Origin of the sequence: Burkholderia sp. Bp8998 (genome assembly GCF_003854235.1) — a bacterium.
Classification (GTDB): Bacteria; Pseudomonadota; Gammaproteobacteria; order Burkholderiales; family Burkholderiaceae; genus Burkholderia.
The window spans coordinates 150,441-164,135 of record NZ_QTQF01000011.1; the positions used below are offsets into that span (position 1 = coordinate 150,441).

Genomic DNA, 13,695 nt, shown 5'->3' on the forward strand with positions numbered 1-13,695 from the left:
AGCCTTCAAGTGCGGGAAATATTCGGTAAGAAAGTAACCACCGCGTGTCGAGTCAGAGTTACCCACAAGATAAACGAAAAAAAGCCGCCCACGGACTCATGAACGGCCTTTTTCGCAGAACATCGTCGGCAAGCCGGTCAGTTCGAACCCGCCACCTTCGGCGTGTCCTCGTAGATCAGCAGGGGTTTGCCGTCGCCATCGATGACGTTCTCGTCGATGATGACCTTGCTGACCCCTTTCATCGCGGGCAGCTCGTACATCACGTCGAGCAATGCCTGTTCGATGATCGAACGCAAACCGCGCGCGCCGGTCTTGCGGCGGATCGCCTTGCGGGCAACCGCCTGCAGCGCGCCCGGCCGGATTTCCAGCTCGACGCGTTCCATTGCGAACAGCTTGTGATACTGCTTGACGAGCGCGTTCTTCGGCTCGACGAGAATCTTCATCAGCGCGGCTTCATCGAGCTTGCCAAGCGTCGCGACCACCGGCAGGCGGCCGATCAATTCGGGGATCAGACCGAATTTGATCAGGTCTTCCGGTTCCGTCTCGCGCAGCACTTCGCCCGCGTCGCGTTCCTGCTTGCTCTTGACCGTCGCGCCGAAGCCGATGCCCGTCTTTTCGGTGCGGTCGGTGATCACCTTCTCGAGACCGTCGAACGCGCCGCCGCAGATGAACAGGATGTTGGTCGTATCGACCTGGATGAAATCCTGGTTCGGGTGCTTGCGGCCGCCCTGCGGCGGCACCGACGCCATCGTGCCCTCGACGAGCTTCAGCAGGGCCTGCTGGACGCCCTCGCCCGACACGTCGCGCGTGATCGACGGGTTGTCCGACTTGCGGCTGATCTTGTCGATTTCGTCGATGTAGACGATCCCGCGCTGGGCCTTGTCGACCTCGTAGTTGCAGTTCTGCAACAACTTCTGAATGATGTTCTCGACGTCCTCGCCGACGTAGCCGGCTTCGGTCAGCGTCGTCGCATCGGCAATCACGAACGGCACGTTCAGCAACCGCGCAAGCGTCTGCGCGAGCAGCGTCTTGCCGGAGCCCGTCGGGCCGATCAGCAGGATGTTGCTCTTCGACAGCTCGACGTCGTCCTTCTTGTCGAGATGCTTCAGGCGCTTGTAGTGGTTGTACACGGCCACCGCGAGGATTTTCTTCGCGCGCTCCTGGCCGATCACGTACTGATCGAGGATGTCGCGAATTTCCTGCGGGCTCGGCAGATCCGACCGGGACAGGCTGGCCTCGACGCCGGCGGCAGCCGCCTCGTCGCGAATGATTTCGTTGCAGAGATCGATACATTCATCGCAGATGAAGACCGACGGGCCCGCGATGAGTTTTTTCACCTCATGCTGGCTCTTCCCGCAAAACGAGCAATACAACAGCTTCTCGCTGTTCGAACCTTTTTTGTCCGCCATGAATGTAGAGCCTCCGGACAGGTAGATGACATGATACGCCGAATGCTCCGAACGCCGCGCCTAGGGCGCGACCGGAGCCGGCTGGATGCGCTTGCCGCAGATGCTCAAGGCACTCGGGACGTTGCAGGGGCGCCGCGCGAATCGGGGCGGCACCCCACTTAAGCTCACGGGCGCTTCAGCAGCACCTGATCGATCAGCCCGTACGCCTTTGCGTCCTCGCTCGACATGAAGTTATCACGGTCGGTGTCGCGCGCGATGCGCTCGACGTCCTGGCCCGTATGCTGCGCGAGCAGGTTGTTCAGCCGTTCCTTCAGGTAGAGGATTTCGCGTGCCTGGATCTCGATGTCGGACGCCTGGCCGCGTGCGCCACCAAGCGGCTGGTGAATCATCACGCGCGAGTTCGGCAGCGCGAAGCGCTTGCCCTTCGCGCCCGACGCGAGCAGGAACGCGCCCATGCTGGCCGCGAGGCCCATGCAGAGGGTCGATACGTCCGGCTTGATGAACTGCATCGTGTCGTAGATCGCCATGCCGGCCGATACCGAGCCGCCCGGGCTGTTGATGTAGAGGCTGATGTCCTTGTCGGGATTCTCGCTCTCGAGGAACAGCAACTGCGCGACCACGAGGTTGGCGGTCTGGTCGTTCACTTCGCCGACCATGAACACCAGGCGCTCCTTCAGGAGACGCGAATAGATATCGTACGAACGCTCGCCGCGGCCGCTCGTTTCGACGACGATCGGCACCAGCCCCAGCGCTTGCGCCTCGAAACCCTGCGGCGCGTTCGAAGCAAGCATGTCCAGCAATTCAGCGCGAGTGATCATTCAATGAACCTTGTTCGAATGGAAAATTGAACGGAGGGAAGCCGCCCGCTCAATCGCCATATTAATGGCAACCGTGCGCTTGACGTAAAAACGGCGTGCGGGCCGTCGCTCCGACAGCCGGCACGCCGCTAGAGCGACACTTACGCTTGCGCCGATGCGCTCGCGAGTGCCTCGAAGCTCACTTCCTTGTCCGTCACCTTTGCCTTGCCCAGCACGAAGTCGACGACGTTGCTTTCAACGACGAACGCTTCCATCTCGGCGAGGCGCTGCTGGTTGGAATAATACCAGCGGACCACTTCCTTCGGGTCTTCGTAGCTCTTCGCGAACTCGTCGACTTCCGCGCGGATCTGTTCCGGTTTCGCTTCGAGGCCGTTCGACTTCACGAGCTCGGCCAGCACGAGGCCCAGCTTCACGCGACGCTCTGCCTGCTCGGCGAACATCTCCGCCGGGATCGGTGCGTCCTTCGCGTTCGGCACGCCGCGCTGCGCCAGATCCTGGCGAGCCATTTCGACGAGGCGTTGCTGGTCCTGCTCGATCAGCGCCTTCGGCACGTCGAGTTCGGAAATCTTCAGCAGCGCGTCCATCACCTGGTTCTTGACGATCGATTGCGTGCGACGCTTTGCTTCGCGCTCGAGGTTTTCCTTGATCTCGGCGCGCATCTTCGTGAGATCGCCATCTTCGATGCCGAGCGACTTCGCGAACTCGCCGTCGATTTCCGGCAGGTGCGGCCACTCGATCTTCTTCATCGTGACCGTGAATTGCGCCGTCTTGCCCGCCACATCCTTGCCGTGGTAGTCGTCCGGGAACTTCAGGTCGAACGTACGCTGTTCGCCGGCCTTCAGCCCGAGCGCCGCCGTTTCGAATTCCGGCAGCATGCGGCCTTCGCCGAGCACGAACGGGAAGTCCTCGGCCGTGCCGCCCTGGAACGCGACGTCGTCGATCTTGCCGACGAAGTCGACCGTCACGCGGTCGCCGTTCTTCGCTGCGGTGTCCGCGCCGCCGTCGCCGTGCTCGCCGGCTTCGCCGCGAGCGTGGAAGTGCACGCGCTGCTTGCGCAGGATGTCCAGCGTGCGGTCGATTTCGGCGTCGCCGATCGACGTCGTCGAGCGCTCGACTTCAGCCGTCGCCAGATCGCCGATCTTCACTTCCGGGTAGATCTCGAACGTCGCGTCGAACGCGTACGCGTCTTCAGCCTGCTCCAGCTTCGGCTCGAAGCTCGGCTGGCCAGCGACGCGCAGGTTTTCCGCGCGGCTGATCGTGAAGAACTCCTGGCCGATCTTGTCGCTCAGCACTTCCGCCTCGACCTGACCCGCGTACTGCTGGGCGACCATCTTCAGCGGCACCTTGCCCGGGCGGAAACCCGGCATGCGAACGTTCTTCGCGAGTTTCTGGATACGGGCGTCGATTTCCTTCTGCACGGTGTCTTTCGGCAGGGAAATCGTCACGCGGCGTTCAAGCTTGCCGAGGTTCTCAACAACGTTAGCCATGGCTTCAATCGTCCTAAAATTATTCGAGCGAATCGGGTTTTCCTTGCCGTGCCTGCCTGCGGCGTGAGGTGCATCACCTGCACACGCCGCGCCGGAGCGCCACGCCATCCCTGCACGCGCCGGGTGGCTAGCGCAAGCGGCTCGGAGCACGGCTTTGGCCGGAAGAATCGACTATTCTAGCAAACAATTTTCCTCATACCGCCAGATCGGCGCGACAACCATGCGCACCCGCGGTGCCGCCCGCTCCCGTGCGCGGCAATGCACGCGGATCGCCGCTATGCCGAACGCCGTATCCACCGCGCGCCCGCCATCCTGTAAGCTTCAATTGAAGGTGCGCCGCGGTCGCGGCCGCCATTCTTCACACCAATCACGCCTTCCGGAGACACCATGCCGCAACACCCGTCCGCGCCTGTCGTCGTCATCGCGCCCGATTCGTTCAAAGGCTCGCTTTCCGCCGAGCAGGTCGCGGACGCGATCGCCACCGGTATCCGCCGCGCCCGGCCCGATGCGGTCGTGCGCTGCTGCCCGATGGCCGACGGCGGCGAAGGCACGCTCGATGCGATGCTGGCGGGCGGCGGCACGCGGCGCGTGCTGCGGGTGGCCGGCGCGTCGCTCGCGGCACGCGATGCGGCGGTCGGCGTGATCGACGCGCGCACCGCGATCGTCGAGACGGCCGAGATTGTCGGCATTACCGACGCGGTCGGCATGAGTGTGCCGGTCGACGCGCGCAGCACACGCGGGATGGGCGAAGCGATCCGCACGCTGCTCGACGAGGGCGTCCGCCGCTTCTTCGTCGCGCTCGGCGGCAGCAGCACCAACGACGCGGGGGCGGGGTTGCTCACGGGCCTCGGCCTGCAGTGCTTCGACGCGGCCGGCCAGCCGGTCGAGCCCGTCCCGGCGCGGCTCGCCGACATCGCGTGGATCGACGCGTCGGGGCTCGACCCACGCCTGAAGGAAGCGGAATTCATCGGCATGTCCGACGTCGACAACCCGCTGACGGGCGCGCACGGCGCAACCGCGGTGTTCGGGCCGCAAAAGGGCGTGACGCCCGAGCACGTTGCGACCCTCGACGCCGCGCTCGGCCGTTTCGCCGACCTGCTCGAGGCCGCGCTCGACCGGCATGGCCGCGACCTGGCCGGCGCCGGCGCCGCGGGCGGCCTTGGATTCGCGCTGCACATGCTGGGCGCGCAGTTCGAAGCCGGCGCGGAAGTCGTCGCGCGGCAGGTCGGGCTCGATGCCGCACTCGCCGGCGCCGACTGGCTGATCACCGGCGAAGGCCGCTCCGACGTGCAGACGCTGCACGGCAAGGCGCCGTTCATCGCGTGCCGTCATGCGCAGGCCGCGGGCGTGCCTGCGTCGCTGCTGTCGGGCGCGGTCGACCCGGCCGCGCTGCCGCGCCTGTCCGAACACTTTTCCGGCTGCTTCTCGCCCGCGCCCGGTCCGATCACGCTCGACGTCGCGATCCGCGATGCGGCGAACCTGCTCGCGAACGAAGCCGAACAGTTGACACGGCTGAAGTACGGCGCACACTGACCGTTGACCCGAGCGCGCGATACAGGAACAATCGGGCCCGCCCTTTTTCTTCAGGATTCGACATGAAAGGCCGTCAAGCAGGGCTCGATCAGTTTCTGACCTATCGCCTCCATGCGCTCACGAAGCGATCCGACCGCGGGATTACCGAGGTGTACCGGCACAAGCTGGACATCTCGCTGCCCGAGGCGCGCGTGATCGCCGCCGTCGGCGCCTTTGGTCCGTTTTCGATCATGGATCTCGCGCGCCACACCAACCTCGACAAGAGCCAGGCGAGCCGCGCGGCGGAAGCGCTGCTGCGCCAAGGGTTGCTCGAGCGCGGCGCGAGCGAGGAGGACGGCCGGATCGTGCTGATCGCGCTGACCGCCGACGGCCGCGCGCTGCATCGCAAGATCATGCCGATCGTGCGCAAGTGGAATGAAGGCTTGCTCGCGTGCCTGTCCGACAACGAGCGGCAGACATTCGAGCGACTGCTCGACAAGGTGGTCGCGAACGCGGTCGAACGCGACGACTGAGTCGTGCGGCGGATGTAATCGGTGCCGCGCCTGAATCGCGAAGGCGTGGCATGCGCGGGAAGCGTCGCCGCGGCTCCGCACGTACTTCGGGCGCGACCGAGCGCCCGACGCTTTATTCGGACAAATCCTGCGGGCCGCCCGAGTCGCGCAAGCGCACGGGAGGTGGCCCGGCTTCCCCTGCCGGCCTACCCGACGACTGCCCGCCGGTCCTTCACCCTTCTCGACACGCCCGCCATCGCCCGCAGCGATCCCCTTTCGCTATAGCCCGCTGTTCGCCGCGCGCTGACGCAGCAACCCCAGCATCGCGTCGCAATAGGGTGTCGGCACATCGAGCTTGCGTCCCAGCTCGGGAAACACGCCGAGGATCGGCCCGATTTCCAGCGGTCGCCCGGCCTCGAAATCCTGCAGCATCGACGTCTTGAACGCGCCGAGCTTGCGCGTCACGGCAATCCGCTCCGGCCCGCTCATCCCCGTATCGAGACCGAGTTTCGCGCCGATCGCGGTCGCCTCCTCCATCATCCGCAACGCGAGATCCTGCGTGAACGGATCGTCGAGCAGTTGCTCGGCGGTCGAACCCGTCAGTGCGCTCAACGGATTCATGTTCATGTTGCCCCACAGCTTTGCCCAGATCTCGGTGCGAATCGCCGGCGTCGACTCGACGTCGAAGCCGCCTGCGGCGAGCGCCGCCGCGAACCGCGCGGCCGGCGCGTCGAGCCGACGATCGGGCGAGCCGATGATCAGGCGGTTGCCGCGGCCGCGGCGCACGATACCCGGCGCGTCGGTGCTCGACGACAGATGCACGACGCAGCCGATCGCCTGCGCGGGCGGCAGCACCGCCGAGACCGCGCCCGCCGGGTCGACCGCGTCCAGCGGCACGCCGTCGAGCGGGCCCGCGAGCCCGTGCGTGAACCACCACGGCAGTCCGTTCATCGCGGCGACGATCACCGTGCCGGGCCCGATCAGCGGCGCGATGCGCGCGGCCAGCGCCGGCAACGCCTGCGCCTTCAGCGCGATCACCACGTAGTCCTGCACGCCGAGCGCGGCCGCGTCGTCGCTCGCGCGCACCGGGACCGACGACACGGCGCCCGCCTCGTCGATCACGCGTACGCCCTGCGCGTTCAGTGCATCGAGCGTCGCACCGCGCGCGAATGCGCTCACCGTCATGCCGGCCCGCGACAGCCCGGCCGCGAGCAACCCGCCGATCGCGCCGACACCGACCACCGCCGCGCGCACCGACCCTGAATTCGTGTCGTTCATGATGGAAATCCGTCTACCGGGAGTTGACGAGCATAACGCTCAATGGTTGCGGATACAACGATTTGCACGAAAACCTGCGTGCCCGTGTTCGTACGCGCGATTCAGCGTTGCGCGCCGCCCGCCTGCGCCGGCTCGTCGTCGGTCGGGCCGCCCGTCGCGCCGAGCACGCCGGCGATCTGGCTCTTGTCGTGCATGCCGAGCTTGCGGTACGCGCAGCGCAGATAGTGACGCACGGTCGTCGGCGAAATCGCCATCTGCTGCGCGACCTCCTTGTGCGAACGGCCGGCACCGTAATAGCGAATCGCCGCCAGCTCGCGCGGGCTCAGCCGGTCCAGCAGCGAGCGCGGCCGCGCCTCGATCTGGAACAGTCCCGCGACGGGCACGCACTGGATGCGCAACGCGTCGCCAATGAACGGCTGACCCGACTGGCGCCGCACATGCGCGACCAGCGGCTCCGGCACGCGCGGGCCCGTCCACGTCGGCCATTCGGTCCGCAGCACGTCGTCGAAGCCGTGATCGGCGTGATGCAGCACGCCGAAGTTGTCGCACAGCGCGCGTGCCGCCGGCACAACCGCGTCGCCGCGCTCACGCGTGAGCTGTGCCGCGCGATTGATCGTCAGCGCGGCCGCCAGATGCGGGATCACTTCCTCGAAGCGGCTCGCGTCGTCGTCACTGAACGGACGGTTCAGGCCCTGGCGATAGATCGACATGAACGTCGTCAGCCCGAAGCGGCGATCGAGCGTGCACACGCACATCAATTGCGCCAGCCCGTACTTCACGCACCAGTCGCGAAACCGCGCGTCGAACCCCGGCTCGACGACCGACAACCGCACCGCGCGACCGTGCGCGCCGAGCAGCGTGCGCTGCGCGAGCGGATCGCAGTCGCGCACGCGCTTCCAGTCGCTGAAGAACGCGTGCGGAAGGCGGTACAGGAAACTGTTGTGCATCACGGGACCGGTCGACACGTGCGTCGCGACGCCGGTCCACGCGGCGTCGAACGGGATGAGCCCCTGCAGCAGCGTAAAGAAACGGCATTCGAATTCGCCGATGCCCGACTGCGCGGCGACCGCGTACAGATCGAGCAGCATCAGGCCGAGTTCGCGCCGCGCTGCGTCGCCGCGCGTCACGCCGTCGAAATCGGCGCGGCGGGATGGCAGCGGGGGCCAGGCGGATTCGTCGAGCACGATCGCGGCCGGCACGTCGCGCAGCGCGTCGAGATCGTGCCCGATATCCGTCGTGATCCTCACCTTCCGCTCCCCTGCCCGATCGGGCCGCTGATGCGCGCAGCGCAGACCGGCCGATTATAGCGACCGGCATTTTTGGCGGGCTCCGCTGCCGGAACACGCAACAACCCCATCCATTTGAACGGTCCGCCGCCGGTTGCTGCCGCGCAGCACGCCGCGCCGCGGCGCCGCGGCACGTCCATGCCGGGCACCGCGGGTTTTCCATACCGTTCATCTGCACGACTGTTCGCCGGTTTTCCCGCTGCGGACACTGCGTCGCGACAACAGCAACGACAAACGATGCAGAACGGTATGGAGAACCCCTCGTGATGACACCCCGCTTCATCCGCACAACCACGGCGGCCACGGCGCTCGCCGCGTGCAGCCTCGCCACGCACGCGCAGTCGACCCTCACGCTGTACGGCGCGCTCGACGCCGGCGTGCAGTACCTGACGCATGCCGATGGACGGCACGCGGCGGTCCAGTTGCAGAACTACGGAATCCTGCCGTCGCAGGTCGGGCTGAAAGGCACCGAGGATCTCGGCGGCGGCTGGCGCGCGCTGTTCAGGCTCGAACAGGGCCTCAACGTCAACGACGGCACCGCGACCGTCCCGGGCTATGCGTTCTTCCGCGGCGCGTACGTGGGTGTCGCGGGCCCGGTCGGTACCGTCACGCTCGGCCGGCAGTTCAGCGTGCTGTTCGACAAGACGCTGTTCTACGACCCGCTGTGGTACGCGTCGTACAGCGGCCAGGGCGTGCTCGTACCGATGAACGCGAACTTCATCGACCACTCGATCAAGTACCAGTCGCCGACGTTCGCCGGCTTCGATGTCGAGGCGCTCGCCGCGACGGCCGGCGTCGCGGGCAACACGCGCGCCGGGCGCGTGCTCGAACTCGGCGGCCAGTACACGAGCAACGGGCTGTCGGTCAGCGCGGTGCTGCATCAGGCGCACGGCGACATGTCGGCAGCGGATGACGCGTCCGCGCGCCGCCGCGCGCTCGGCACGCTCGCCGCGCGATACGCGTTCGCGACACTGCCGCTCACCGTCTACGCGGGCGTCGAACGCCTGACCGGCGATCTCGATGCGACGCGCACGATCGTCTGGGGCGGCGCGCGTTATCTGACGTCGGGCGGAATCGGGCTGAACGCGGGCGTCTACCACACCGATTCGCACGCGCCGGCGATCGGCCACCCGACGCTGTTCATCGCGAGCACCACCTACACGCTGTCGAAACGCACCGTCGCCTACGTGAACGTCGGCTATGCGCGCAACAGCGGCCAGAGCTCACAGACCGTCTACGAATACGACCCGACGCCGCTTGCCGGCGCATCGCAGCTCGGCGCGATGGTCGGCATGTACCACCTGTTCTGATTCCATCCAGCGAGATTCCGCCATGAAAACCCTTTGCTCCTCCGAGGCCGCGCCGTCCGACGGCCGCGCGTCGCCTTTCGCGCGCTCGACGCTCGTCGCACTCGTCGTGTTCGCGGCCATCACGCCGCTGCTGCTGCTCGTCGCACCGGCCGTCGCCGGTCAGCTGGCAACGCAGCTCGGGCTGTCCGCGTCGCAGATCGGCACCTACTTCTTCGTCGAGCTCGGCGCGTTCAGCCTCGCGACCGTGCCGTCATACCTGTGGCTCGGCCGCATCGATGCGCGCCGCGTCGCCGCCTGCGCGATCGCGCTGTTCGGCGCGGGCAATCTCCTGACCGCGCTATGGATGCCAGGCTTCGTCACGCTGCTCGCGCTGCGAGCCGTCACCGCGCTCGGCGGCGGCTCGCTGATGGTGCTCTGCATGACCAGCGCGGCCACGAGCGAGAACAGCGATCGCGTGTACGGGCTGTGGGTCGTCGGCCAGTTGATCGCCGGCGCGATCGGCCTGTTCGTGCTGCCTCATGTGTTCGCCGCATTCGGGCTGCGCGCGCTGTATGTCGCGCTGGCCGCGCTCACGCTGCTTGCCGCGCCGCTATCGCGCGGCTTTCCGGCGACGCTCGGTGCACGGACCGCATCGGCGCAAGCCGCGCGCGGCGCCGCGGGTGATGCGTCGAGGCGCTTCGTCGCGCTCGCGATCGGTGCGGTGCTGACGTTCTATCTCGCGATCGGCAGCGTCTGGACGTTCGCGAGCCGCGCGGCGGCGGAAGCCGGACTCGATCCGCAATCGACCGGCAACGTGCTCGCGATCGCGAGCGTGATGGGGATTGCCGGCGCGGCGCTCGCATCGTGCGCGGGCGGCCGGCTGGCACGGCGCGCGATGCTGGCCGCCGGTTACGCGCTGCTCGCGGCGTCGCTCGTCGCACTCGCCGCGCTGCCGCATGCGAGCGGCTACAGCGCCGCGATCTTCGCGTTCAAGTTCGCGTGGACGTTCGTACTGCCGTTCATTCTCGCGACCGTCGCGCAGATCGATACGTCCGGGCGCCTCGTCGCGACGCTCAATTTCGTGATCGGCGCGGGCCTCGCGGCCGGCCCATTGCTCGCCGGACTGTTGCTCGATGCCGGCGGCACGATGCACGCGCTGTTCGCGGCCGCCACCGCCGTCGCGATCGCGTCGTTCGCCGCGCTGCGTCATATCGATCGCCGCGCGCGGATTTCCGTGGCTTCCGTTTCCTCCCAACCGTGACAGGTCAAGCACATCCATGAATCGCACTGCCTTCTTCACCGACGAACGCACTTTCTGGCATACGGGCGGCACGCACGCGCTGTTCTTTCCGGTCGGCGGCTGGGTTCAGCCGCCATCGAGCGCCGGCTACGCGGAATCGCCCGATTCGAAGCGCCGCTTCCTGTCGCTCGTGCAGGCGTCGGGCCTGGCCGACCACCTCGACATGCGCGGCGCCGCGCCGGCCGCCACCGGCGATCTGCTGCGCATTCATCCGGCGAGCTATCTCGACGCGTTCCGCGCGCTCAGCGATGCGAACGGCGGCGACCTCGGCGATCTCGCGCCGTTCGGCAAGGGCAGCTACGAGATCGCCGCGCTGTCCGCGGGCCTCGCGATCGCGGCCGTCGACGCGGTCGTCGCCGAGCGCGCGGCCAACGCGTTCTCGCTGTCGCGACCACCCGGCCATCACTGCCTGCGCGATCGCCCGATGGGCTTCTGCCTGCTCGCGAACATCCCGATCGCGATCGAGGCCGCGCGCGCGAAACATGGCATCGACCGCGTCGCGGTGATCGACTGGGATGTGCATCACGGCAACGGCACGCAGTCGATCTACTACGACGATCCGGACACGCTGACGATCTCGCTGCACCAGGACCGCTGCTTCCCGCCCGGCTACAGCGGCGGCGACGATCGCGGCGAAGGCGCGGGCGTCGGCGCGAACCTGAACGTGCCGCTGCTCGCGGGCAGCGGCGACGACGCGTATCGCCATGCGTTCGAGCGCATCGTGCTGCCGGCGCTGGAGCGGTTCCGGCCGGAGCTGATCGTCGTCGCGAGCGGCCTCGATGCGAGCGCGGTCGATCCGCTCGCGCGCATGCAGTTGCATACCGATAGCTACCGGTACATGACGCGCGCGGTGAAGGACGCCGCACAGCGCCACTGCGGGGGACGGCTCGTGATCGTGCACGAGGGCGGCTATTCGGAGGCGTACGTGCCGTTCTGCGGACTCGCGATCGTCGAGGAACTGGCCGGCATCCGCACCGATGTCGCCGATCCGATGCTCGACCTCGCGATCGCGCAGCAGCCGGGCGAGCGGTTCATCACGTTCCAGCGCGAGCTGCTCGACGAACTGGCCCTGTCGTTCGGGTTGTAACGCGCGCTCACCAACGATACGGGGCCGGCCCTTGCGCGATCGGTGCGGATGGGGTTTCCTGTGCTTTTACACCTGCCAGGCCCGCCCCCCTTCAGATGAAATCGTCTCCGCGCGATCCCGACACCAACGACAAAGCGCGCCGCCAGCCTTCGAAGCTCGCCCTGAATATCGCCGCGGTGCTGGTCGGCCTCGTCACGTTCGCGATCGGCGTGGCGTGGTTGATCTATAGCTGGATCGTCGATCGCGAAGCGCAGTATTTCGCGATTCCGCTGGTGTTTTCGGTACCGGTGATCGTAGCGGTCGCGGTGCGGAGTTTCTGGGATTAGGCACGTTTAAAATGGCAAAGCGCCGCGGTCGGTCGACGCGCGGCGCTTTTTGTCCATCATCCATTCCGGTAGCGAGATGTGCGGTTTGCTCCCGGGCGCTTACAGGCCGGCATGCCTGCATGGGTTGGAGACGGCACCCTGATACCCGCTGGCAAAACCGAGCGCGGAACCGAGCAGCGCCGTACCGACCGATTTCAGGACGGTCTCACCCGACAACGACACCCCGCTCGAGATTGCGTGCAGGAATTGTAATGTCATGAAGATATGACACGCGATATGCGATCCGAATGTCCGCGCCGCGCTCGACGACCGCCGCGTATCGGCAAAAAACCGTCATCAACAAAAAAGCGCTGCCGGTCAGCCGACCGGCAGCGCTTTTTCGGGAACGGCACCTGGCGAGGCACGTTCGACTTCGTGGTTGAGGCCTGATTCGAATTAACCGATATGAGCCTTTACTATCAAGCCGATGAGCTTTGGTCGCTGAATAGTGGCCCCCATAGTTGCCCCCAACACTCGATGCTGCGGCTATTGAAGCTCCGTTCGTGTCCTTGGGAGCGCTCGACATACGGCCGTCAAACAATCCCTGAAGGCCTTCCACCGAGCGTGCTGCCACCGTTTGAGCCTCGTTCATGTGGGGACAACGTTACCATCAGGTTGTTCGAAGTTGATACGGCTAGCGATACCGAAAATCTCCCTCAACTTGACTGCTGTCGTCGGACCGCACCGCAAAATCAGCGCCTGCCTTGGTTGAAAAATCCCGAACGCCAGCGGTGTCGGGGCGATTGGGAGCGCGATATCGCCGCTGATACCGCCATGTCCGTCCGAACGAGCCTCTCGATACAACAGCGGTCAACTCTAGCTTGAAGCCGTTTGTCCGATGGCAGAAAGCCGAAGTTTGTCCTCGGCACTTTCTCGCTCGCTGTCCCGGCATTCTGCTGGTCTCGTGAGGAATCGGCGAGAATAGTACCGGGGTAACCTGCTCGTTTGCCGAACGCGTCGACCTGTAGACTAACGGGCCGACCGCCGGACATGAATACCGAAGCCGTCTCCACAATGACGTACACGAGCCACCGTCTACGGGAATTTCGAATACATATGGTCGATCGCCTGGTACAACAGATTCTTCCCCAGCAAACGGCTAATGCACCGGCAAACTTGAGCTTTGCTGCACTTCAGTCCGCCCGCAATGTCATTTTGCCCTCCATAGGCAGGATTGCCGGGGCCGCGGTCGCGTAATGTGTGCGAGGCCGGGAAGCCGATTGCGCCTCCCTTGGCGATCAGCCCCAGCAGCCTCAAATTGCCGACACGCGGGGGCTGCCGACCAGGAACCACGTATGGAGCTCGCCGATGCCTTTCGCCGCGATCGTGCCGCGCGCCTCGACGACGAACGC

At 66.2% G+C, this 13,695-nt stretch carries 11 protein-coding genes; 6 read left to right on the plus strand and 5 right to left on the minus strand.

What is annotated here, in order from left to right; translation table 11 throughout:
* Positions 1 to 137 precede the first annotated feature (137 nt).
* The 3 genes from clpX to tig all read right to left on the minus strand — a co-directional run bounded on the left by clpX (position 138) and on the right by tig (position 3,714).
* A complete protein-coding gene (clpX, locus tag DIE06_RS14150) occupies positions 138 to 1,409 on the minus strand; it encodes an ATP-dependent Clp protease ATP-binding subunit ClpX (protein WP_006754177.1) in 1,272 nt (423 codons plus the stop codon).
* Between the two features lie 164 nt (positions 1,410 to 1,573).
* On the minus strand, positions 1,574 to 2,227 hold the full coding sequence (gene clpP / locus DIE06_RS14155; RefSeq protein WP_006496351.1) for an ATP-dependent Clp endopeptidase proteolytic subunit ClpP: 654 nt from the start codon (positions 2,225 to 2,227) through the stop codon (positions 1,574 to 1,576).
* A gap of 140 nt (positions 2,228 to 2,367) precedes the next feature.
* The gene (tig, locus tag DIE06_RS14160; RefSeq protein WP_124661938.1) at positions 2,368 to 3,714 is read right to left on the minus strand and encodes a trigger factor; all 1,347 of its coding nucleotides are present in this window, start codon (positions 3,712 to 3,714) and stop codon (positions 2,368 to 2,370) included.
* A gap of 387 nt (positions 3,715 to 4,101) precedes the next feature.
* Between tig and DIE06_RS14165 the strand changes: the two genes are divergently transcribed.
* Positions 4,102 to 5,247 carry a glycerate kinase gene (locus DIE06_RS14165; protein WP_124661939.1) on the plus strand — a complete coding sequence of 382 codons (1,146 nt, stop codon included), beginning with the start codon at positions 4,102 to 4,104 and terminating at the stop codon, positions 5,245 to 5,247.
* Between the two features lie 62 nt (positions 5,248 to 5,309).
* On the plus strand, positions 5,310 to 5,759 hold the full coding sequence (locus DIE06_RS14170; RefSeq protein ID WP_124661940.1) for a MarR family winged helix-turn-helix transcriptional regulator: 450 nt from the start codon (positions 5,310 to 5,312) through the stop codon (positions 5,757 to 5,759).
* 258 nt (positions 5,760 to 6,017) lie between these two features.
* On the opposite strand, the gene DIE06_RS14175 is transcribed toward DIE06_RS14170, so the two are convergent.
* Both DIE06_RS14175 and DIE06_RS14180 read right to left on the minus strand, forming a co-directional pair.
* Positions 6,018 to 7,016: a 2-dehydropantoate 2-reductase gene (locus DIE06_RS14175; protein WP_124661941.1), complete on the minus strand. Its 999-nt coding sequence runs from the start codon at positions 7,014 to 7,016 to the stop codon at positions 6,018 to 6,020.
* 101 nt (positions 7,017 to 7,117) lie between these two features.
* Positions 7,118 to 8,263 (minus strand): helix-turn-helix transcriptional regulator, encoded by a 1,146-nt coding sequence (locus tag DIE06_RS14180; protein ID WP_124661942.1) that lies wholly within the window; start codon positions 8,261 to 8,263, stop codon positions 7,118 to 7,120.
* 302 nt (positions 8,264 to 8,565) lie between these two features.
* On the opposite strand from DIE06_RS14180, the gene DIE06_RS14185 reads away from it, so the two are divergent.
* The 4 genes from DIE06_RS14185 (at position 8,566) to DIE06_RS14200 (ending at position 12,304) form a co-directional block, all read left to right on the plus strand.
* Positions 8,566 to 9,612, plus strand: a complete 1,047-nt coding sequence (locus DIE06_RS14185) for a porin (protein ID WP_124661943.1) — start codon at positions 8,566 to 8,568, stop codon at positions 9,610 to 9,612.
* A 22-nt stretch (positions 9,613 to 9,634) separates the two neighbouring features.
* Positions 9,635 to 10,852, plus strand: coding sequence for an MFS transporter (locus tag DIE06_RS14190; protein ID WP_124661944.1), 1,218 nt, complete (start codon positions 9,635 to 9,637; stop codon positions 10,850 to 10,852).
* A 16-nt stretch (positions 10,853 to 10,868) separates the two neighbouring features.
* Complete coding sequence (locus tag DIE06_RS14195; RefSeq protein ID WP_124661945.1) at positions 10,869 to 11,978, plus strand: class II histone deacetylase; 1,110 nt, start codon at positions 10,869 to 10,871, stop codon at positions 11,976 to 11,978.
* Positions 11,979 to 12,073: 95 nt separating this feature from the next.
* The gene (locus DIE06_RS14200; protein WP_124661946.1) at positions 12,074 to 12,304 is read left to right on the plus strand and encodes a hypothetical protein; all 231 of its coding nucleotides are present in this window, start codon (positions 12,074 to 12,076) and stop codon (positions 12,302 to 12,304) included.
* The last annotated feature ends 1,391 nt before the right edge of the window (positions 12,305 to 13,695 follow it).

Coding starts and splice junctions, on each gene's coding strand:
- tig (WP_124661938.1), bottom strand. CDS start 3,714: ATGGCTAACGTTGTTGAGAACCTCGGCAAGCTTGAACGCCGCGTGACG.
- clpX (WP_006754177.1), bottom strand. CDS start 1,409: ATGGCGGACAAAAAAGGTTCGAACAGCGAGAAGCTGTTGTATTGCTCG.
- DIE06_RS14200 (WP_124661946.1), top strand. CDS start 12,074: ATGAAATCGTCTCCGCGCGATCCCGACACCAACGACAAAGCGCGCCGC.
- DIE06_RS14195 (WP_124661945.1), top strand. CDS start 10,869: ATGAATCGCACTGCCTTCTTCACCGACGAACGCACTTTCTGGCATACG.
- DIE06_RS14165 (WP_124661939.1), top strand. CDS start 4,102: ATGCCGCAACACCCGTCCGCGCCTGTCGTCGTCATCGCGCCCGATTCG.
- DIE06_RS14170 (WP_124661940.1), top strand. CDS start 5,310: ATGAAAGGCCGTCAAGCAGGGCTCGATCAGTTTCTGACCTATCGCCTC.
- DIE06_RS14190 (WP_124661944.1), top strand. CDS start 9,635: ATGAAAACCCTTTGCTCCTCCGAGGCCGCGCCGTCCGACGGCCGCGCG.
- clpP (WP_006496351.1), bottom strand. CDS start 2,227: ATGATCACTCGCGCTGAATTGCTGGACATGCTTGCTTCGAACGCGCCG.
- DIE06_RS14175 (WP_124661941.1), bottom strand. CDS start 7,016: ATGAACGACACGAATTCAGGGTCGGTGCGCGCGGCGGTGGTCGGTGTC.